Below are 20,092 nucleotides of genomic sequence, written 5' to 3'. Positions count from 1 at the left end.
GTCCGGCATCGAGTCACCATCCCGCCGCCCGGCATCATCACGCACCGCAACCGTCACGTTGCCGAGAAGACCTCACTGGCTGTCTGGTGAAAGTCTGCTCCCCAGTTCCCCAGGAGCACTGCCATGTCGTCCCGCAGTTCGGGCGGGAAGTCGTCGCCCTTGTCGGCCAGGCGTCTCAGGGTGCCGTCGAAGACCTGCCGCTGTGCGTCGGTGTGGTCGTACGACGTGATGACGTGTGGCTGGTCCGGGTTCAAGCCGGTGCCTGCTGCCAGCAATGCCTTGCCGAGCGCGTCGCGGGACTGGACCGTGCCGTCGCCCTTGCCGTAGGGGTCGTCCTCGTCGTAGTACTCGCGCTCCGTGAGGAGGTAGTCGGCCACGTCCTCGCGGTTGAAAAGCTCGGTGGCGTAGTCAGGGTTGTGGGAGACGGCCTTGAGGAAGCCGGCCATCGGGTCGCTGCCGGTCGTTCCGTAGTCGCCGTCGGGCCCCTTGGCCGTGTAGTCGAGCTGGGCCCCTCCGAGGGAGGGGTTGCCCCAGATCGAGGCGGGATCGAAGGGTTTCTTCTCCGCCTCGAAGGTGCGCAGGCCCTTGTAGTAGTCGTCCAGGAAGCCCTCGTCGAACTTCCCCTTGACCATGAGGTTGCTCATGATCTGGAAGCCGTACGTCTTCGCCATGATGCCCTCGTGCCCGTACAGCTTGCCGCCGGCGGCAATCAGGTCCTTCTTCCACGCCTCCATCTCCGGTGAGGTGCTGTGGGAGGCGCCGGCGAGAGACATGCTGAGGTTCTTCTGGACGTCACCGAGGAGCTTGGCGCGATCGCCGTCGGGCGTCTTGACCTGGCCGGGGTCGGCCAGGTCGCGCCAGAACTGGAGCGTGCCGTCCGCGCCCAGGCCGAGGGCGAGGGTCTCGGTGAAGCCGGGGTTGTCCCGCTGGTTCTTCAGCGTCTCGTTGAAGCGGGCCAGTTTCTCCTTGCTCCAGTCCTCGACGTTGCCCTTGGCGATCTCCTTGCGCCAGTACTCGGCGTCTGCCCTGCCCTGGTCGTGGTCGGCGTCTTCCAGCCCGGTCGAACCCTGGTCGGTGAAGTCGTACTTGTCCTTGGCGAGCAGACGCAGGGCGCGGGCGGCGATACGGTCGGTCTCGGTCGCCTCCCACAGGATCCTGGTGATCCTGCGCTGCGCGACCTCCAGCTCCTGGTCCGTCGGCCTGGGGATGTCGGCCTTTCCCGCGACCGCGGGAGGGGGCGCCGAGGCGATCACACTCCCGTTGCCGTTGACGTAGATGCTGCGCTTCGCCAGTTCGTCGATCGCGGTCCGCAGGTCCTGCTTGTGCTGCGTGAACGCGGCGTGCGCGTCGCTCAGGACGGCGAGCACGCTCTTGGCCTCGGAGGCCGCGTCGTCGAACTGCGCCGCCGTCCTGGTCACGAACTGCCGTGACACCGTGGCGTTGACGCCCACCCAGTCCGCCGCGTTGGCCTTCTTCTGCAGATCCTTCGCGCTGACCTGGCCGTCACCACCAGTGGCCAGCTTCTCCAGTCGGCCGACCATGGTCCGCCAGTCGTCCACCGAGGTCTTCGGAGTGCCCAGGCGCAGGTCGTTGAGTTCCTGCACGGTCAGCATGTCCGTCGCCATCAGTCTCATGCCTCCGCGGACTTCGGAGCGTAGTAGTCGTTGATCCGCGACACCGTCATCAGGTGACCTGCCGCGTTCCGCATGCCGGTCACGACGTGGTCCTCGTTCTTCGCGTGCTGGGCCCGTGTGAAGTCCAGGTGGTTGGAGATGTGGGCGCACGCCTCCTTCAGGGTGCCCAGCTGGGTGCTCCACGCGTCGTGCAGTTCGGTGAGCGCGGAGCCCACGTCCAGGCCGTCGTTGAAGAGATCGATGGATGCGGTGAAGGTGCTCGGCCGCGCGAGGTCGCCGTCCACCGCCAGCCGTTCGCGCAGGCGTAGGCCATGTTCCCGAGCTTGCCCAACTGGTCGTCATGCACCACCAGGTCCGGTGCAGGGCCTCCGCCACCCGGGCCCGTGTCGGGAGCGATCCCGTTCAACTGCATCGACGCCGCCTGCTTCTGGGCGACCTCGGCCTTGATCTGCTCCCATTCGTCCCACGCCATGCGGACGAGCCCCCTCCCCGTATGCGACTTCGCCCGACACACCGGTGTGCTTCCACCCGGCTTCGAACACCCTTTCACGCGGTGACGCGACGCAGCTCAAGCACCGCCCTTGTGCACGGTGTCTTCACAGCCCATGAGGGCGCCCCCTCCGGGAGCCACCCTTCGGAGCCGGGAAGTCCCGTTCACGCACCCTCCGGCCCCTGGCCACTCTTCGGCCTCGGTCACACGGGCGGGCGCCCGCCCCTGTTGCCGGCGTTCGCCGGGGAAGTCGGCTGAGGCCCACGGATCCCCGCAGCCATGGCCTTCGCCTGGATGTGCGGTGCGAGAACTGCGCCGCGGCCCGGGGACCGGGGACGCGCCCCTGCACCTCGGGGAGCCGGGCTACGGCTCGCATCTCGACCGGTACGGGGACGGGGTGGCGTGCGAGCCCTCTGTGGGGCCGTGACAGGGGGCCGTGGGGCTCAGGTACGGAGATCCCGGCGCATCAGGATGCGGGGGTGGCCGGAGAGGCCCGACGTGGTGTCGGCGGTGTGGACGAAGCCGACGCGTTCGAAGTTCTTGCGGAGGCCGGGGGTTGAACTTTACAAAACTGCATCGAGTGCCATGAGTGTTCTGGCTTTGCTCCGCTGACCTGAGCAAACAGGATCTCGCGACAGTTCGCGGCACACCCCGTCACGATCATGCAGGCCCTCGCCATGCGTAGGTCTCGGGTTCGCATCCCGAAGGCGGCTCCACCGGAACCCTCAGGACAGAGGTAGTAGCTGACCTGGGGTTCCTGCTGCTCGGGGCGTGGCGGGGCGCACGGACGGAGCGCCGTTCTCCGGCGGCTTCGCCGGCTTCTTCGTCACTCCCCGTGCCAGATCCGGTGCAGATCCACGAGTTCCACGTCGTGACGCTCCGCTGCGGCCCGGGTCAGGTCGAGGTCGAAGCCGGAGCGTCCGAAGAGCAGCAGTTTCGCGCTCGCCGCGCGTACCCCGCGCGCGACCAGCAGGCCGCGGATGCGGTCGAGCCGGTCGAGGTCGGCGAGGGTCCGGGCGCGGTCGGATGCCTTTGCTTCGCCGATGGCGCGGACGACCGGGCTGTGGGCCTGCCTGCGCTCGCCCTCGTCCAGTGCCACGACGTCGATCTCGTGCTGCTGTCTGCCGGCGGGGTCGTTCACGACGGTGCTGCCGACTTCGCCGACGGCACCGGCCGCAGGGCCGTGCGCAGGGCCTCGTCCCAGTCCTGGAAGCGCAGTTGCCCGGGACCGAGCCCACGGCCCGCGGCGACCGCGTCGGCGAAGCGCTGCAACGCGGGGAGCGGCTCCTCCTCCTGCGCCATGTGGTACAGGCCGCCGTACGCCCGGCAGAGGCGGCGCAGCAGGAAGCTCTTTCCGGTATGCCGTCGGCCGTAGAGGATTCCGATGCGCAGGCCGGGGGCGTCGGAGGAGACGAACCGTTCGAGGTCGCCCCACTCCGCTTCACGGTCGAAGAGGTCTGATGGTCGTGCCATCGCCCGATGACACCAGCGCAAACTGGTCTAAGTCGAATTAGTCCAACTCGTCCGAGTTAATCTTTACCGCGCGACTCGGCGTGGTGCGGTGGGGTGCGGCGGTAGCGTGGCGCGACACAAGGCACTGCGGGCAAGTGGGGCGGGCGGGTTCATGCGGATGCGGTTCGAGGCCGAGGCGGAGGAGGAGTTCGAGGCGGCGTGCGCGTTGCTGGTCGACCGGCTGGTCCGGTGGGCCGGGGAGCAGGGCCTGCCGGTGGACGCCTTCCTGGCCGAGGCGATGCTGGAGTACCGGCACCGGGCGACCGTCGACGGCCGACTCGGGTGGTGGGAGCCGCGGCACGTGGAGGAACTGCTCCTGTCCTGGCTTCCCCAGCAGGTCACCGAACTCCCCGGGGAGGAACGCGGCGACGCCCCGGGCACCTTGCGCACGTTGCTGCGCTGTCTGCACGCCATGCAGTTGGCGGATCCGCGCGGCCCCATGCTCGAGGACTCCCTCGCCGCGGTCGACGCGTTCGCGGAACGGTACCCGGCGGCGATGGCGGACCGTACCCGCTGGGGTCTGGCGAAGTACTGGATGACGACAGCCGCCGAGCAGGGTGTGGACATCTGGGACGGGGCGGCGTTGCAGCGCTTCGCGGACCGGGCGCAGCGCGGGGAGGTCGCCTACGACCAGCAGACCCTCGACGCGATCATGGAGCAACGGCTGACCGGCCGCGCACCGTCCGGTTCGGCCCGGGCCGAACCGCAGCTGCCCGTGACGCTTCCCACGGACGACGAGTTGCGACGACGGGCCGAGGCGTCGGCGATCGTGTCGCAGTTGCGCGGGCTCGCCGAGTGGGCGGGGCGCGACGGCCGGGCGGTGACGGGAACGGGACGGCTGCGGATGGCGGACGCCCGTGAGCTGGTGGAGGTGCTGGGCACCGGCGACAAGACCGAGGGCGTGCGTTCGTCGGCCGACCTGCCGCGGCTGGGGCTGCTGGTGGAGTGGGCGAAGAAGGCGCGGCTGGTCCGGGTGGCCAAGGGGCGGTTGTACGCGGTGGCCAGGGCCCGGCCGGTGCTGGCCGACCCGCTTCAGCTGTGGCTGCGTGCCTTCGAGACGTGCTTCGAGCTGCGGCAGGCCCTGATCGGGACGCGCAGCGGCTGGCACGTCGAGTCGATGCTGTTCGATGCGTACGAGGACGTGCTGGAAGATGTGCTGAACACGCTCTACAGCCTGCCGTACCCGATGCCCTGGCCGCGGTTGCGCGACTCCGTGCACCTGGCTTACCGGGCTTGCTTCCAGCTGGACGACGGGTCGGACCTTCGGCACCGGATGTGGTTCGAGCACGCCGACCGGGACCTGCGCACGGTGCTCGACGTGCTGGACGACCTGGGGGCGATCGAGCGTGACCAGGGGATGGCCGATCCGGTGTTCCTCGACGTCGACCTCTCCGACGCCGGTCCCGAACTGCCTGCGGACATGCCGCCGGAGCTTGCGGAGCTGCTGGGTGTCGCGGGGACGGCAGCGGACCCGGCGGCGCAGGAGCGTGCCGATGCCCGGCGCGAGGAGTTGACGGCAGGGCCGGTGGAGCTCATCCGTCTCACCGAGCTGGGCACCCGGGCCGTACGGCAGCGACTGTTGGCGGCCGGCCGGGACGCGCCGCTGGTCGGTGAGCTGGCTCAGGCGTCGGCTGCCGGTCTGCTGGGGGTGCTGGCCGAGGACTACGACCTGGACACCGCCCGTGTGGAGCTGGCCGGCTGGCTTTCGGCCCGCGGGGAGCGGGAGGCCGCTCTGCGGCAACTGACGGACGCTGTAGGAACCATGGCCTTCCGCACACGTGCGCAGGCGATGCTCGACGTACTGCGGGTGGCGTTGCCGGACGGCGAGGGCGAACGGCTGCTGCACCGACTGCGTGGTGACAGCCGGTTGGAGCCGCTGGCGCTGAACGTGCTGGCGCAGCGTGAACTGCTGTCCCCCGAGGACATGACCGATGCCGAGTACCTGCTGGTGCTCGCCGAGAGCCTGCTTCAGCTGGTGGAGCTGGCGGGCGGCCGGGACGGCGCCGAGGAGGCGCTGCGAGCCCAGGGCCCCGAGGCCAGGGAGGCGGTTGCCGCCGCGCTGGACTCCGCGCACCCGGACCGGGCCGGACTCGACGAGCTCAGGCAGCTGGCGGCCCGGGCGCTGCGCTCTTCCACCGCCCGTACCGCCCGCTCCCGCAAGCGCGGGCGCCCCGCCGGCAAGAACACCCGCAAGCGGCGCCGCTGACCGGAACAACATCGCCCACCCTGCGGGCACCGGGTGGGACCGGCACCGGTATCGCCCGAGGCTCCCCGTACAGGGACCCCGACCCGCGTAAGGGGCGGAAGGAGGCGGCCCGTGTGCCGCTCCGGCGCAGATGGAACGTCCACCGAGCGGAAGCGGGCTTGTCGATCAGGTGGCGATTCTGCGTCAAACGGGCGGGTGGCCTTCGCGCTTGAGGGTTCCGTCGGCGTTGCGGGGGCCTGTGCTCTCGACGATCTCACTGAAGTCGAACTCGCCGGCGTCCATGGCGTCGAAGCCCTCTTGCCGCAGATGGCGCTTGACGGCGTACTCCATGGCGAGCCGCACGGCCTGGGCCTTCGTTTTGGTGCCGAAGATGCGCATGGCTTCGGCCACCATGGCTTCGTCGAGTTCGATGGCTGTCCTGGCCATGCTGCCTCCCGAATGCTCGGACAGCTCAAACGATGTCATTTTCCCGGAGTGATGCGATATCGCCCAGTGGGATGTGGGGCGATGACGTCCTCGTCCCGCATGTCGCGTTGATCCGCAGCGTCACCCGCTCCTCGTCACCGGGCAGGGGTTTCGTCGGGGTCGGCGGGGATCATCCGGGCTTGGTTGAGAAACCGCGTACGGGAAGACGTACTCGACAAGTCCTTTCCATGAACGGCTAGCATCGCGCGTCAGTCGGTCAGTCGGTCAGTCGGTCAGTCGTCGGCCGTGGGTGCTTGGGAGGTGGGGGGCATCGAGGCTCTGAGGATCGCTGTCGCCGTGGTGACGATGGGGAACCGGCCCGCGGAGGTGGACGCGCTGCTGGAGTCGGTGGCGAAGCAGGACGTGGCGCCCGCGCGGATCGTGATCGTGGGCAACGGGTGCCCGCTGCCCGAGTTCGCCCGGCGGTTGTCGCTGCCGGGTGAGGTGACGACCGTCGAGCTGGAGGAGAACCTCGGCTGCCCGGGCGGGCGGAACGCCGCGATCGCGCGGCTGCGGGAGTTCGGGGACGTGGACGTCGTCGTCGAGCTGGACGACGACGGACTGCTCGTCGACGCCGATGTGCTGCGCCGCGTGAGGGAGTTGTACGCCGGGGACGAGCGGCTCGGGATCGTCGGGTTCCGGATCGCCGACGAGTCGGGGGAGACACAGCAGCGGCATGTGCCCCGGGTCGGAAAGTCGGACCCCATGAAGGGCGGGTACGTCACCGGGTTCCTCGGGGGCGGGCACGGGCTGCGGATGGCGATGCTCGACGAGATCGGTGACTGGCCCGCCGCGTTCTTCTTCGCGCACGAGGAGACCGACCTGGCCTGGCGCGCGGCTGACGCGGGCTGGCGGATCCTGTACGCGCCGGAGCTGTTGCTCCAGCACCCGAAGACCTCGCCCGCCCGGCACGCCATCTACTACCGGGTGAACGCCCGGAACCGGGTGTGGCTCGTTCGCCGGCGGCTGCCCCTCCTGCTCGTTCCCGTCCATCTCGGGGTGTGGGTGTTGCTCACCCTGCTCAGGAACCGGTCGGTCGCCGGGCTGCGGGCGTGGTTCGGCGGGTTCGCCGAGGGCCTGCGGGAGCCGGCCGGGGAGCGGCGCGCCATGCGTTGGCGGACGGTGTGGCGGCTGACGCGACTGGGACGGCCACCGGTCATCTGACCGGTGGGGCGCCCTCGTCTTTCTCGAGGCCTCACTTGGCGTCCGCGTAGCACTCCACCACCGCCGTCGTGAACGGGAAGCGCACCGGGGTCTGTCCGAACGTCAGCCGGCCCGCCAGGGCGGCGGCGTCCCGGATCGCCGCCGTCACCGTCTGCGCCTCCTGCTCGGGGCAGTGCACGATCACCTCGTCGTGCTGGAAGAAGACCAGTTCGGCGGCCATGTCCGTCAAGGTCTGCCGCAGTGCGGCGAGCAGCAGCAGGGTCCAGTCGGCGGCGCTGCCCTGGACGACGAAGTTGCGGGTGAAGCGGCCCCGCGCGCGGGCGTCGGTCGAGGCGTAACCGGGTACCCACTGCCGGGCGGCGTCGGGCTCCTCCTCCGGGGCCGGAGTGCCCGCCGCGACCGGGATGCCCGCCTCCTCCGCCGCGTCGTCCGTCGCACGGGCCGCGGGCGGGCAGGTGCGGCCCAGCCAGGTCCGTACGAGTCTGCCCTCCTCGCCCGCGCGGGCGGCCTCGTCGACGTAGGCGACCGCCTTGGGGAAGCGGCGCCGGAGGGCGGCGAGGTTCTTCAGGCCGTCGCCGGAGGTCTGGCCGTAGACCGCGCCGAGGACGGCGAGCTTCGCCTGCGCGCGGTCGCCGGAGAAGACGCGGTCGGACACCGACTGGTAGAGGTCGGCCTCCCGGCCCGCCACCTCCATCAGTCCGGGGTCGCGGGAGATCGCCGCCAGGACCCGTGGCTCCATCTGGGCGGCGTCGGCGACGACCAGCCGCCAGCCAGGGTCGGCGACCACCGCGCGGCGGATCACCTTGGGGATCTGCAGCGCGCCCCCGCCGTTGGTCACCCAACGGCCCGTCACCGTCCCGCCTGCCAGGAACTCGGGCCGGAAGCGGCCGTCGCGCACCCAGTCCTGGAGCCAGGACCAGCCGTGGGCGACCCGGATGCGGTACAGCTTCTTGTACTCGATCAGCGGCTCGACCGCCGGATGGTCGATGGACTCGAGCTCCCACCGGCGGGTCGAGGAGACCTTGATCCCGGCCTGCGCGAACGCCTTGACGACGTCGGCGGGCAGGTCGGGCCGCACCCGACGGCCGAAGGCGGCGGACACCTCGTCGGCGAGTTCGGCGAGTCTGCGCGGTTCGCCGCCGCCCGCGTACCGCTCGCCGAGGAGGTCGTGCAGGACCGCGCGGTGCACGTCCGCCCGCCAGGGCACCCCCGCACGGTTCAGCTCGGCGGCGACGAGCATCCCCGCCGACTCGGCGGCCACCAGCAGCCGCATCCTGTCCGGGTGCGCGGTCGCCCCGAGCCGGCGCTGCTGCTCGGCGTAGACCGCGACGAGGTCCTCCAGCGGTATGTGCGCGTCCCGGGGTTCGAAGAGGGACGGCTGCGCGCCCGGCTCGGCCGGGCGCTGCGGCGGATCGGGCGGTACGGGGCCGCCGCGCAGCCGGGCCAGGGCGGCCGCGGCGGAACGGGGCTCCCCGTACCGCCCCTCGTGGCCGAGCAGGAGCGTCTCGGCGGCCTCGACGTCGTAGCACCGCGCCACTCGCACCCCCGCGGCGAGCAGGCGCGGATGGACCTCGGCGGTGGACCGCCACACCCACCGCGTGACACCGGGACGGCTCCGCACGGCCTCGGCGGGATCCGCCTCCCGCCGCACCGGAGCGGCGGGCAGCCCGTCCGGGCCGAGGGGGGCGACGTCCACGCCACCGTCCTCGGCCGGAGCGAGTGCCCACCGGTCGGCCATGCCGCGAGTCTGGCAGGAGGGTCTGACAACGCTCTGACGACGGTCCGACGACGCCCCTGTGCCCGGCCGCCCTCCGGATGCCCGGGTCAGCCCTGCCCGGGCTCGGGTTGCGTGGGCCGGCCGTCCGCCGCCTCCGGTTCCCGGGTCTCCAGGAACTCGGCCAGCATCTCGGTGACGTACCGCTCGGTGGTGGTCTTGTCGATGCCGAGGCCGCTGAGGACGCCCTCGCCGTTCTCGTGCTCCAGCAGGGCGAGCAGGAGGTGTTCGGTGCCGACGTAGTTGTGGCCGAGGCGAAGGGCCTCGCGGAAGGTGAGTTCCAGGACCTTCTTGGCCGCCGCGCCGTACGGCACCAGCTCGGGGGCCTCCTCGACGGGCGGCGGGAGCAGCGCGGTCGCGGCCTCGCGGACCGCTTCCAGGGTGACGCCCTGCTCGGTGATCGCCTTCGCGGCCAGGCTGCCCGGCTCGGCCAGCAGGCCGAGGGCCAGGTGCTCGGGCAGGCCCTCGGCGTTGCGCGCTGCCTTGGCCTCGTTGTGCGAGGCCATCACCACGTTGCGGGCGCGGGGCGTGTAGCGGTGGAAGCCCTCGTTCGGGTCGAGCGGGGCCGAGTCCTTCGTCACGAAACGCTTCTGGGCCGCCTGCCGGGTGACGCCCATGCTCTTGCCGATGTCCGTCCAGGAGGCGCCCGAGCGCCGGGCCTGGTCCACGAAGTGGCCGATCAGGTGGTCCGCCACGTCACCGAGGTGCTCTCCCGCGAGCACCGCGTCCTGAAGCTGCTGGAGGGGCTCCTCGTGGACCTTCTTGATGGCCGCGATGAGGTCGTCGAGACGTACGGATGACTTGATGCCGGGGTTCGTCGTCATGTGTCAACCGTAGGTTGACAGTAGGTGGGCGTCAACCACGGGTTGACAGGCGGGTGCGTCGGGTCGAGGGTTCGGCGGAGAGAAGGGGGCGTGGCACGATCGGCCCGTGAGTACGTCCAGCACCGTCGACCGCGCCTTCCGGGCCGCCTTGTACGCCACCACCGACGACGCCCTCGACACCGGCGCGTCCCTGCTCGCCTCCGATCCGGCGGCGGACGCCGAACTCGCCGGGCGGGGAGAGGAGTTCGTGGCGACGGCCTGGCGGCGCGGCTGGCAGCCCGCCGACGTCGTGCGGATCGTCCGGCGCGAACTGGACGACGTGCACGTACGACTGGTCTCGGCGCTGATCCGCGCGCAGGCACCGCACGACCGGCCCCGCGGCCCTCGCTGGCACGCCCAGCTCGGAGATCTCGGCGGTCTCGGCGATCGCGACGGCCGCGAGGCCGCTTCCGCGCGGCGCACCGACCGCTTCTCGCACGCCACCGCCGTACTGGAGCTGTACCGGCTGCTGCTGCGCCTGCCCGCCCTCGAACCCCTCGACGAGCCCGACGGGGGCGCGGCGGGCAGCGAGGGAGCCGGGGGCGCGGGCTCACCCGGGCGGGAACGGCACCCGGAGTCCCGCATGCTGGGCCGCATCCGGGGGCTGCTGGCCAAGGCGGAGGCGACCGGGTTCCCGGAGGAGGCGGAGGCCCTCACCGCCAAGGCGCAGGAGCTGATGGCACGGCACAGTGTCGACGAGGCGCTGCTCGCGGTGCGGGCCCCCTCGGCGGCGGCTCCGGGCGCGTGCCGGATCGGGGTGGAGCCGCCGTACGAGCAGACCAAGGCCGTGCTGTTGGACGCGATCGCCACCGCGAACCACTGCCGGGCCGTGTGGAACGAGGCCCTCGGCTTCTCCACCGTGGTCGGCTTCGCCTCCGACCTGGAGGCGGTCGAACTCCTCCACACCTCACTGCTGGTGCAGGCCGGTACGGCCATGGCGAAGGCGGAAGCGGCTCAGCGGGCCGGGGGACGCAAGCGGACCAAGACCTTCCGGCAGTCCTTCCTCGCGGCGTACGTCCACCGCGTGGGCGCGCGTCTCGCGGCTGCCGCCGAGAGCCAGTTGACGGACGACTCGCTCCCGGTGCTCGCCTCCCGCGACGTCGCGGTCACCGAGCGGCTGGACCGCCTGTTGCCGGAGACGACGACCACCCGGCTGCGCGGGGTGAGCGACGCGGCGGGGTGGGAGGAGGGCGCGCGGGCGGCGGACGACGCCCAGGTCGAAGCGCGCGGACGGCTTCCCGGACGGCGTCCTTGAACCGGTGCCCGCTCAGCCACCGCCCGCTCAGTCATCGTCCGCTCAGTCATCGTCCGCTCAGTCACCCGCCCGCTGGAAGGCGCTCACGGTCGCGTCGGCCGCGACCGTCCCCGTGCTCTCGCCCTCGCCCTGGTTCGCCACCGGGCCGTACGACCAGGGGAATTCGCGGGTGGCGGAGTCGCCGGGGAGACCGACCTCCAGGTTCTTCGCGTCCAGGCTCCGGCCGGCGCCCTCCGGTCCGCGCACGTAGGTGATCGTGAAGGAGGCGGAACCGCCCTCGGGCAGGGTCAGCTTCTGGGCCGTGGCGCCGTCCGTCGGTGCCAGCTCGACGGGCTCGCTCCCTGCCGCCGCCAGGCTCGCCTCGGGGAAGCCGTCCAGGACGCAGGCGGGACCCTGGTTGACGAGGTCCACGGGGACCTCGCCTGTGTCACCGGCGGCCGGGGCCTCGCTCGCGGGGCCGACTTCCACGTTCACCGTCGCGATCGAACAGGCCCCGCTCTCCTGCTTCGCGTCGTCCTTCGCCCCGTCACCACCGTTCTCGCCACCGCAGGCGGTCAGCAGGAGGAGGACGGTGACGGCGGTGACGGCGGTCGGCGTGGCGCGCATGATGATTCCCCTGGGTCGTGGAGCAGCCCCCAGATCATCACATCCCGGGAGCCCTCCCGGCGCACCCGGAGGGCAGGGCCCGCACGGCGGGTCCTACGACCCCGGCCCCCCGGTCGGCAGCCCCTGCGGCAGTCGGCTGCCCTCGGCCTTGGTGAACGTCTCGGTGCCGAGGGGGCTCTCCCAGGTGACCTTCAGGGTGGATCCGCTCACGAAGTCGACCGTGCCGCTCGTCCGGTCCACCTTGCCGTCCGCGCACTTCAGACTGATCGTCGAGGCCCCGGTGTCCTCCCGTGCGGTGCCACTGCACATGGTGCCGCCCGTGGCGAAAAGGGCCGCCCGGTCGCCGGTGAACACCAGGGCCACGGCCTTGCCCCCGGCCGTGGTGAGCCAGCTGCCCTCCAGCTTGCCCGCGGGGACGCCGGTCGCGTCCGAACCGCCGGAGCCGGTGCCGCCGGACTCGGGGGCGGTCGTGGTGGCCGCCGTGGACGGCGTGGACGGTGTGGTGCTGGGCGCGGAGTCGTCGCGGGAGTCGCCGTCCCCGCCGCACCCGGTGAGCACCAGCGCGCCGGCCAGCCCCAGGGCCGCGCACGCGATCCGCGTGCGTCGGCCCGACACGGTGCACGCCCCCGCGATCCCCTGATCCACCGATGTCACCGCAAGCCCCCTAGCTGTGGTCGGCCTCGCCGGCCGGAACGGCCGGAGCCAGCTAACAGGACGTACCCGGCACCCCACCAGCCCCGGTGAACCGCGCGTCGAAAAAGAGACCGCTTGCAGGACTGAGCAGGACACCGAAGGACACACGAAGAAACACGAGGGGACACACGAGGGAACAGGAAAGCCCTTGTATGCGTCTCACTTCCAGGCGGGAGACCTGCGGACCCGGCGGCAACGCTGTAACCGCAGGAGCACCCCGCGTGCACGTGCATCTGCTCATGCGTTTGCACATGAACAAAGCTATGATCCGGGTCAGTTGACCACTGCATCAATGGCCACACCAGCCAGTGCACACCGGGGAGCGACCTGTGGACCACGACGTGTACGACGGCGACGTGTACGACGGCGACGTGTACGGCGGCGCCGGCGCGTCCCGCGTGTACAACGGCATGGCGGCCACCGGGCTGGACGGCGTGGCCTGGCAGAAGAGCCGGCACAGCAACTCGCAGGGATCCTGCGTGGAGTTCGCCCGGCTGCCCGGGGGCGAGGTGGCGGTGCGCAACTCCCGCTTTCCCGAGGGGCCCGCGCTCGTCTACACCCGCGCGGAGATCGAGGCGATGCTGCTCGGCGTCAAGGACGGCGAGTTCGACCACCTCGTCGTCGGCTGACCCGGTGGCCTCCCGCCACCCGGTCCCGGGGCGGTGACGCGCGTAGGGAGAACGTGGGGAGAGCGGAGAACACGGTGCCCACGCGTGCGGCGCCGTGCCGCGACGCCATGGCACGTCATACGACGGGGCCGCGGAGCCGGAACAGGGCCCAGACCACCTTGCCGCCGAGCGCCCCCCTCATCGGCTGCCAGCCCCAGCTGTCGCTGAACGATTCGACCAGCAGCAGTCCGCGGCCCGACTCGGCGGAGAAGTCGCCCGCCTCGCCGGTGACGGGACTGTCGTGGCTGGGGTCGCGCACCGCGCACACCAGTCGCCCGGTCCACCGCATCAGGTGCAGCCGCACCGGCGGTTCCTGCCCCGTCAGCCGTGGCGCTGCGGCCGGCAGGCCGTGCCGCAGGGCGTTGGTCACCAGCTCGGAGACGACCAGGCACACATCGTCGAAACGGTCGCCCACGTCCCACTGGTCACAGGTTCTCCGGGTGAAGCGGCGGGCCTCGCGCACCGCTTCGTGGCGGGCCGGGAGGGAGCAGGAGGCGGCGTCGGACACGGCCGTCGGATCCAGCGGCGGAAGGCCCTGCCGTAACGGCTCGAGCATGGTCGATCCATTCGTCCCCATGCGAGGCACTCCCGAAATTCGCGGTCGTAGCGATACGGCGGTGGTGCGAAGGCCATGGTTTCCGATGCGCAGGGCAGATGCAAGGGCAGATGCACGTGCAGCTGACCGAAATCGACCCTCCCGTACCGCTTGTTGGTCAATTTTTTCGTCATCTTTCCTTCTTCTTTCCGTCCCATCAGCCTCTCCTGTTGTCCGAACCGTGCTCCTTCCCGAACGGAACCCTGGCCTGATTCCGTTTCCGTAACCGCCCGAGTACTGCTCGGAGTGTTTTAGTGGCAGACTTCAGGCCCTGGCAGACGTTGGGGAGGCTGGCGAACGTGAGCGCGGGAGAGCCGGGATCGGTGGTGCGGCGCATGCTGCTCGGATCACAACTCAGGCGACTGCGTGAGGCTCGGGGGATCACGCGAGAGGCCGCGGGTTATTCGATCCGCGCCTCCGAATCGAAGATCAGCCGTATGGAGCTGGGCCGGGTGAGCTTCAAGACCAGGGACGTGGAGGACCTGCTGACGCTGTACGGCATCGCGGACGAGCAGGAGCGCGCCTCGCTCCTCTCTCTGGCCCGCGAGGCCAACGTCGCGGGCTGGTGGCACAGCTACTCGGACGTGCTGCCCAGTTGGTTCCCCACCTACGTGGGCCTCGAGGGCGCCGCCGCGCTGATCAGGGCGTACGAAGTGCAGTTCGTGCACGGCCTGTTGCAGACCGAGGAATACGCGCGCGCGGTGGTCCGGCGCGGCATGCAGGGCGCGAGCGAGGCCGACGTCGAACGACGGGTGGCGCTGCGCCTGGAGCGGCAGAAGCATCTGGTCTCCGAGAGCGCCCCCGAGTTCCACGTCATCCTCGACGAGGCCGCGTTGCGCCGCCCGTACGGGGACCGTGAGGTGATGCGGGGGCAGCTCCAGCACCTGATCGAGGTCTCCGAACGGCCCAACGTCCGGCTTCAGGTGATGCCGTTCGGCCTCGGCGGCCACTCCGGCGAGTCCGGCGCGTTCACCATCCTCAGCTTCCCCGAGTCCGATCTGTCGGACGTCGTCTACCTGGAGCAGCTGACGAGCGCGCTGTACCTCGACAAGGCCGAGGACGTCGCCCAGTACGAGAGGGCGCTCAAGGAGCTCCAGCAGGACAGTCCGGGGCCGTCGGAGGGCCGGGACCTTCTCCGGGGACTCCTCCAACTCTCTTGAAACACAAGTACGATGACGGATGATCAGCAGCGTGAGGCCGGTCGGGGCGGGCCCGGTTCGGCAGCGAGGGACCGAGGGGTTGAGGGATCGCATGTCGTCGTACTTCACCGACCTGGCTCAGCAGTACATCGACGGTGAGTGGCGCCCGGGAACCGGTTCCTGGGACATCATCGACTTCAATCCGTACGACGACGAGAAGCTGGCGTCGATCACGATAGCCACCGTCGACGAGGTCGACGAGGCGTACCGCGCGGCGGCCCGTGCGCAGAAGCAGTGGGCGGCGACCAACCCCTACGTCCGCCGTGCGGTGTTCGAGAAGGCGCTCAAGCTGGTCGAGGAGCGCGAGGAGGAGATCTCCGACGCGATCGTCGCCGAGCTCGGCGGTACGCGTCTGAAGGCCGCCTTCGAGCTCCACCTCGCCAAGGAGTTCCTGCGTGAGGCGGTGCACCTGGCGCTGCGCCCGGAGGGCCGGATCATCCCCTCGCCGGTGGACGGCAAGGAGAACCGCGTCTACCGCGTGCCCGTCGGCGTCGTGGGCGTGATCAGCCCCTTCAACTTCCCGTTCCTGCTGTCGCTGAAGTCGGTCGCCCCGGCGCTGGCGCTCGGCAACGGCGTGGTGCTCAAGCCGCACCAGAACACCCCGATCGTCGGCGGCTCGCTGATCGCCAGGATCTTCGAGGACGCCGGCCTGCCGGGCGGCCTGCTGAACGTCGTGATCACGGACATCGCGGAGATCGGCGACGCCTTCCTGGAGCACCCGGTCCCGAAGGTCATCTCCTTCACCGGCTCCGACAAGGTCGGCCGCCACGTCGCCACCGTCTGCGCCTCCCTGTTCAAGCGCTCGGTCCTCGAACTCGGCGGCAACAGCGCGCTGGTGGTCCTCGACGACGCGGACGTCGACTACGCCGTCGACGCGGCCGTCTTCAGCCGGTACGTCCACCAGGGGCAGGTCTGCATGGCCGCCAACCGGGTGCTGGTGGACCGCTCGGTGGCCGACGAGTTCACCGAGAAGTTCGTCGCCAAGGTCAAGTCCCTCAAGGTCGGCGACCCGCGCGACCCCGAGACCGTCATCGGCCCGGTGATCAACTCGCAGCAGGCGGACGCCCTGGCCGGTGTCGTCGAGCAGGCGCTCGCCGAGGGCGCGACCGCGCTGGCGCACGGCACGCGGACCGACAACCTGCTCGAGCCGTCCGTGCTCACCGGCGTCCCCGCCGACTCGGCCCTGCTCCAGCAGGAGGTGTTCGGCCCGGTCGTCTTCCTGGTCCCCTTCGACGGGGAGGAGGAGGCCGTCCGCCTCGTCAACGACACCCCGTACGGCCTGAGCGGGGCCGTGCACACCGGTGACATCGAGCGCGGGGTGAACTTCGCCAAGCAGATCGACACCGGCATGTTCCACGTGAACGACGGCACCGTGCACGACGAGCCGATCGTCCCGTTCGGGGGCGAGAAGCACTCGGGCATCGGCCGGCTGAACGGCGACACGATGCTGGACGCGTTCACCACGACGAAGTGGATCTCGGTGCAGCACGGCCGGAGCGGCTTCCCGTTCTGACTCCCCTCTCCTTCCGTCCGGGCCGATGAGGACAGCTCCTGTCCTCGTCGGCCCGTAGCGTCGTCGGTGTCAGCCGGCAGGGGCCACCTGCGGCGGAACGACGGAACGACAGAACGACGGAACGACGAAAGGCAGCCGGTCATGGTCACTCACGTGGGCCCCGAGGAGCGGGGCGACGAGCGGGGAGCGCTCCTGGCCTTCATCGCCGAGCAGCGCGGCGGCGTCCGGCGGGCGCTGCTCGGCCTCACGGAGGAGCAGGCGTCCTCCCGCCCCAGTGCCAGTGAGCTGTCCCTGGCCGGGTTGCTCAAGCACGTCGCCGAGGTCGAGCAGGGCTGGATCGCCCGGGCCAAGGGGGAGCCGCCGGCCGTCCACCGGGACGAGTCGAACTGGCACGAGTGCTTCGTGCTGGTCGGCGACGAGACCGTGGAGTCCACTCTCGCGTCCTACGAGAGGGTGGCCGCCGAGACGGAGTCGTTCATCCGCTCGGTGCCCAGCCTCGACGACACCTTCCTGCTGGCGAAGACGTCCTGGAACCCGAAGGACGAGTGGCTCTCGATGCGCTGGCTGTGTCTGCACCTGATCCGCGAGACCGCCCGGCACGCCGGCCACGCCGACATCATCCGCGAATCCCTGGACGGGGCCACGGCCTTCGAACTGGTCGCCAAGGAGCAGGGCAGCTCCTGGGAGTGAGCCGTGGCGTCCTACGCTGGGGCGCATGTCAGCGATCCGTCTCCTCGTGCTCGGCGCGGTGCGCCAGCACGGGCGGGCCCACGGCTACCAGGTGCGCAACGACCTGGAGTACTGGGGCGCGCACGAGTGGTCCAACGCCAAGCCCGGCTCGATCTACCACGCCCTGAAGCAGATGGCGAAGCAAGGACTGCTGCACGCGCACGAGATCGCGCCCTCGACGGCCGGCGGCCCCCCGCGCACCGAGTACGAGATCACCCCGGCGGGCGACGAGGAGTACTTCACGCTGCTGCGGGAGGCGCTCGTCGCCTACGACCAGAAGATGGACGTGAAGTCGGCGGCCATCGGCTTCGTCGTCGATCTGCCGCGGCAGGAGGCGGTGACGCTGCTCGAGGAGCGGACCCGGCGCATCGAGGAGTGGCGGGCCGCGGTCCTCGAGCACTACGTGCCCGAGGACGGCCCCGAGCAGCTGGGGCACATCGGCGAGATCATGAACCTGTGGGTGCACACGGCCGACGCCGAGGCCGAGTGGACCAGGGGGCTGATCGGGCGGATCGAGGCGGGGGCCTACACCTTCGCCGGGGAGGGCGAGCCGTTCGTCGGCGTCCTGGCCGAGGACCAGGAGAACCCGTACGCGACGGGGGAGCGGCATCCGGGGGACGAGCGCTGAGGCGTCCGCCCGTGCGGTGATCCGCTCAGTAATCAAGTTTGACTAAGAGGCTTGGCGGCGCCTACCTTCAAAAGCATGTAGTCAAGTTTGACTAGTGAAGGAGTGCCAGTGGCCGACGCGGCGATCACCGTCGAGGAAGCACGCAAGACGTACGGCGGGAAGAGCGCGAGGAACGGCGGAAGAAGCACGACGAGCGGCAGGCCCGCGCTGGACGGGCTCGACCTCACGGTCGCGCGCGGCACGGTGCACGGAGTGCTCGGCCCGAACGGCGCGGGCAAGACCACCCTGGTGAGGATCCTGGCCACCTTGCTGCGGCCCGACGCGGGCCGGATCGAGGTGGCGGGCCACGACGTGGTGCGCGAGGCGTACGCGGTACGCCTGCGCATCGGCCTGCTCGGCCAGCACGCGGCACTCGACGAGGAACTCGGCGGCCGGCAGAACCTCGAACTGTTCGGCCGCCTGCACCACCTCGGCGCGCGACGCGCCCGCGCGCGTGCCGACGAGCTCCTGGCGCGCTTCGACCTCGCCGACACCGGCCGCAAGGCGGTACGGCAGTACAGCGGAGGCATGCGGCGCCGCCTGGACCTCGCCGCCTCCCTGATCACCGAACCGGAGGTGCTCTTCCTCGACGAACCGACCACGGGCCTCGATCCGCGCGGCCGCGCGGAGGTGTGGGAATCGGTCCGTTCCCTGGTCGACGGCGGTACGACCGTCCTGCTCACCACCCAGTACCTGGAGGAGGCCGACCAGCTCGCCGACCGCATCTCGGTCGTGGACGCCGGGCGGGTCATCGCCGACGGCACGGCGGACGAGCTCAAGGCGGCGGTCGGCGGCGACCGCGTGGACGTCGTCCTGCGCGACGCCGGGCAGCTGGGCGCGGCCGTCGCCCTGCTGCCCGTACCGAAGGACCGGATCACCGTGGACACCGACCGCCGGTTGCTGAGCGCCCCGGTCACCGACCGCATGGCGGCCCTGGCCGGAGTGGTCCGCGCGCTGGAGGAGGCCGGCGTCGAGGCGGAGGACATCGCCCTGCGCAGGCCCACGCTCGACGAGGTGTTCCTGCGCCTGACCGGGCGCGACGACCGGGTGAAGGAGGCCGCGTGACCACCACGACGTACGCCCTGACCGACTCCTGGACCATGACCCGCCGTGAACTCGCCCGCTGGGGACGGCAGCCGGTGGCGGTGGTGGTGAACCTGGTCTTCCCGGTGATGCTGCTGCTGATGTTCGGCTACCTGGTCGGCGGCGGCCGGGGCGTGAGCGGCGACTACCTCGACTACCTGGTGCCCGGCATGCTCGCGCTCACCATGGCCTTCGGCCTGGAGGGCACCATGATCGCCGTCACCCAGGATCTCGACAAGGGCGTCATCGACCGCTTCCGTTCCATGCCGATGACCAACGGCGCCGTCCTGGTCGGCCGTTCGGCCGCCGACATGTTCCAGTCGGCGATCGGCCTGGTGGTGCTGCTCGCCGTCGCCGCCGCCCTCGGCTGGCGTGCCCACGGCAGTGCGGCCGGCTTCCTGGGCGCCGTGGGACTGCTCCTGCTGTTCCGGTTCGCGATGCTGTGGATCGGCATCCACCTGGCGCTGGTGGCCGGAAAGCCGGAGGTGGTGCAGGCCGTGCAGATCCTGGTCTGGCCCGTCGGCTTCCTGTCCAACGCCTTCGCCGCCCCCGGCTCCATGCCCGACTGGCTGGGCACGGCCGTCCAGTGGAACCCCATGTCCCACACGGCCACGGCCGTACGCGACCTGTTCGGCAGTCCCGGCGGGGAGCCGGGGCACGTGTGGGCGGCCGTCGCCTGGCCCCTGGCCCTGCTCGCGGTGTTCTTCCCGCTGGCGGTACGGAGGTTCGCGCGGCTGAGCCGGTAGCGGCCAGGGCCTGTCTGGCGGATCACGTCGGAGGAAAGCGACGGCGCCCTCATCAGCTCCGGTGAGCGGGGGCGATGGGGGTGCCCCCGCGCATGGGGGTCCCTCCCGCTCGAGCGAAGCCGAGCGTGGGGGAGCAGCCGAGCGTGGGGGAGAGCGACGACAACGCGGCTGGGGCCCCTGCTCGAAGAGCTTGGGGGAGTGCGTGCCGGACCCCGCGTCTGCGGCATGAT

General features: G+C 71.0%; 20 protein-coding genes and 2 pseudogenes. 11 read left to right on the top strand and 11 right to left on the bottom strand.

Annotated features, from left to right (window positions below; translation table 11 throughout):
- Nucleotides 1-53: 53 nt before the first annotated feature.
- Complete coding sequence (locus JL475_RS34580) at nt 54-1,634, bottom strand: hypothetical protein (protein ID WP_202282167.1); 1,581 nt, start codon at nt 1,632-1,634, stop codon at nt 54-56.
- Nucleotides 1,631-2,106: pseudogene (locus JL475_RS34575) on the bottom strand (hypothetical protein). Before JL475_RS34575 ends, JL475_RS34580 begins: the two are co-directional and overlap by 4 nt.
- 133 nt (nt 2,107-2,239) lie before the next feature.
- Between JL475_RS34575 and JL475_RS40670 the strand changes: the two are divergent.
- Entirely contained in the window at nt 2,240-2,551 is a 312-nt protein-coding gene (locus JL475_RS40670) for an excalibur calcium-binding domain-containing protein (RefSeq protein WP_237409107.1), read from the top strand.
- Nucleotides 2,552-2,567: 16 nt separating this feature from the next.
- Here the strand turns inward: JL475_RS40670 and JL475_RS40665 are convergent.
- The 3 genes and pseudogenes from JL475_RS40665 to JL475_RS34560 form a co-directional block, all read right to left on the bottom strand.
- Nucleotides 2,568-2,675, bottom strand: a pseudogene (locus tag JL475_RS40665) (GNAT family N-acetyltransferase); the annotation flags it as partial.
- Between the two features lie 275 nt (nt 2,676-2,950).
- Nucleotides 2,951-3,265 carry a hypothetical protein gene (locus JL475_RS34565; RefSeq protein WP_202282166.1) on the bottom strand — a complete coding sequence of 105 codons (315 nt, stop codon included), beginning with the start codon at nt 3,263-3,265 and terminating at the stop codon, nt 2,951-2,953.
- Complete coding sequence (locus tag JL475_RS34560; protein ID WP_202282165.1) at nt 3,262-3,597, bottom strand: ATP-binding protein; 336 nt, start codon at nt 3,595-3,597, stop codon at nt 3,262-3,264. The genes JL475_RS34565 and JL475_RS34560 overlap by 4 nt, the downstream gene beginning before the upstream one ends.
- Nucleotides 3,598-3,703: 106 nt before the next feature.
- On the opposite strand from JL475_RS34560, the gene JL475_RS34555 reads away from it, so the two are divergent.
- Nucleotides 3,704-5,842 (top strand): hypothetical protein, encoded by a 2,139-nt coding sequence (locus tag JL475_RS34555; RefSeq protein ID WP_307825253.1) that lies wholly within the window; start codon nt 3,704-3,706, stop codon nt 5,840-5,842.
- 183 nt (nt 5,843-6,025) lie between these two features.
- Here the strand turns inward: JL475_RS34555 and JL475_RS34550 are convergent, their stop codons facing one another.
- The gene (locus JL475_RS34550) at nt 6,026-6,268 is read right to left on the bottom strand and encodes a type II toxin-antitoxin system VapB family antitoxin (protein WP_202282164.1); all 243 of its coding nucleotides are present in this window, start codon (nt 6,266-6,268) and stop codon (nt 6,026-6,028) included.
- A gap of 309 nt (nt 6,269-6,577) precedes the next feature.
- Between JL475_RS34550 and JL475_RS34545 the strand changes: the two genes are divergently transcribed.
- Entirely contained in the window at nt 6,578-7,471 is an 894-nt protein-coding gene (locus tag JL475_RS34545; protein ID WP_202282172.1) for a glycosyltransferase family 2 protein, read from the top strand.
- A gap of 31 nt (nt 7,472-7,502) precedes the next feature.
- On the opposite strand, the gene JL475_RS34540 is transcribed toward JL475_RS34545, so the two are convergent.
- Together JL475_RS34540 and JL475_RS34535 are read right to left on the bottom strand one after the other, a co-directional pair.
- On the bottom strand, nt 7,503-9,209 hold the full coding sequence (locus JL475_RS34540) for a bifunctional 3'-5' exonuclease/DNA polymerase (protein ID WP_202282163.1): 1,707 nt from the start codon (nt 9,207-9,209) through the stop codon (nt 7,503-7,505).
- An 86-nt stretch (nt 9,210-9,295) separates the two neighbouring features.
- Nucleotides 9,296-10,069, bottom strand: a complete 774-nt coding sequence (locus JL475_RS34535) for a Clp protease N-terminal domain-containing protein (protein WP_202282162.1) — start codon at nt 10,067-10,069, stop codon at nt 9,296-9,298.
- A 106-nt stretch (nt 10,070-10,175) separates the two neighbouring features.
- Between JL475_RS34535 and JL475_RS34530 the strand changes: the two genes are divergently transcribed.
- On the top strand, nt 10,176-11,363 hold the full coding sequence (locus tag JL475_RS34530; protein WP_202282161.1) for a DUF2786 domain-containing protein: 1,188 nt from the start codon (nt 10,176-10,178) through the stop codon (nt 11,361-11,363).
- A 57-nt stretch (nt 11,364-11,420) separates the two neighbouring features.
- On the opposite strand, the gene JL475_RS34525 is transcribed toward JL475_RS34530, so the two are convergent.
- Both JL475_RS34525 and JL475_RS34520 read right to left on the bottom strand, forming a co-directional pair.
- Nucleotides 11,421-11,969 carry a DUF4232 domain-containing protein gene (locus JL475_RS34525; protein ID WP_202282160.1) on the bottom strand — a complete coding sequence of 183 codons (549 nt, stop codon included), beginning with the start codon at nt 11,967-11,969 and terminating at the stop codon, nt 11,421-11,423.
- A gap of 93 nt (nt 11,970-12,062) precedes the next feature.
- Nucleotides 12,063-12,614 carry a hypothetical protein gene (locus JL475_RS34520; RefSeq protein ID WP_307825252.1) on the bottom strand — a complete coding sequence of 184 codons (552 nt, stop codon included), beginning with the start codon at nt 12,612-12,614 and terminating at the stop codon, nt 12,063-12,065.
- A 377-nt stretch (nt 12,615-12,991) separates the two neighbouring features.
- Between JL475_RS34520 and JL475_RS34515 the strand changes: the two genes are divergently transcribed.
- Nucleotides 12,992-13,291, top strand: a complete 300-nt coding sequence (locus JL475_RS34515) for a DUF397 domain-containing protein (protein ID WP_307825251.1) — start codon at nt 12,992-12,994, stop codon at nt 13,289-13,291.
- A 115-nt stretch (nt 13,292-13,406) separates the two neighbouring features.
- On the opposite strand, the gene JL475_RS34510 is transcribed toward JL475_RS34515, so the two are convergent.
- On the bottom strand, nt 13,407-13,886 hold the full coding sequence (locus tag JL475_RS34510; protein ID WP_237409105.1) for an ATP-binding protein: 480 nt from the start codon (nt 13,884-13,886) through the stop codon (nt 13,407-13,409).
- Nucleotides 13,887-14,260: 374 nt separating this feature from the next.
- On the opposite strand from JL475_RS34510, the gene JL475_RS34505 reads away from it, so the two are divergent.
- The 6 genes from JL475_RS34505 to JL475_RS34480 all read left to right on the top strand — a co-directional run bounded on the left by JL475_RS34505 (nt 14,261) and on the right by JL475_RS34480 (nt 19,862).
- Nucleotides 14,261-15,085 (top strand): helix-turn-helix transcriptional regulator, encoded by an 825-nt coding sequence (locus tag JL475_RS34505; protein ID WP_202282169.1) that lies wholly within the window; start codon nt 14,261-14,263, stop codon nt 15,083-15,085.
- 91 nt (nt 15,086-15,176) lie between these two features.
- Nucleotides 15,177-16,637: an aldehyde dehydrogenase family protein gene (locus JL475_RS34500; protein ID WP_202282158.1), complete on the top strand. Its 1,461-nt coding sequence runs from the start codon at nt 15,177-15,179 to the stop codon at nt 16,635-16,637.
- Between the two features lie 141 nt (nt 16,638-16,778).
- On the top strand, nt 16,779-17,327 hold the full coding sequence (locus tag JL475_RS34495; protein ID WP_202282157.1) for a DinB family protein: 549 nt from the start codon (nt 16,779-16,781) through the stop codon (nt 17,325-17,327).
- 25 nt (nt 17,328-17,352) lie between these two features.
- On the top strand, nt 17,353-17,994 hold the full coding sequence (locus tag JL475_RS34490; protein WP_202282156.1) for a PadR family transcriptional regulator: 642 nt from the start codon (nt 17,353-17,355) through the stop codon (nt 17,992-17,994).
- Between the two features lie 108 nt (nt 17,995-18,102).
- Nucleotides 18,103-19,098 carry an ATP-binding cassette domain-containing protein gene (locus JL475_RS34485; RefSeq protein ID WP_202282155.1) on the top strand — a complete coding sequence of 332 codons (996 nt, stop codon included), beginning with the start codon at nt 18,103-18,105 and terminating at the stop codon, nt 19,096-19,098.
- A gap of 35 nt (nt 19,099-19,133) precedes the next feature.
- Nucleotides 19,134-19,862 (top strand): ABC transporter permease, encoded by a 729-nt coding sequence (locus JL475_RS34480; RefSeq protein WP_202282168.1) that lies wholly within the window; start codon nt 19,134-19,136, stop codon nt 19,860-19,862.
- The last annotated feature ends 230 nt before the right edge of the window (nt 19,863-20,092 follow it).

Source organism: Streptomyces sp. M2CJ-2 (assembly GCF_016757295.1).
GTDB lineage: Bacteria > Actinomycetota > Actinomycetes > Streptomycetales > Streptomycetaceae > Streptomyces.
Note: the sequence above shows the minus strand (reverse complement) of the source record. Positions and strands in the feature narration are given on the sequence as shown.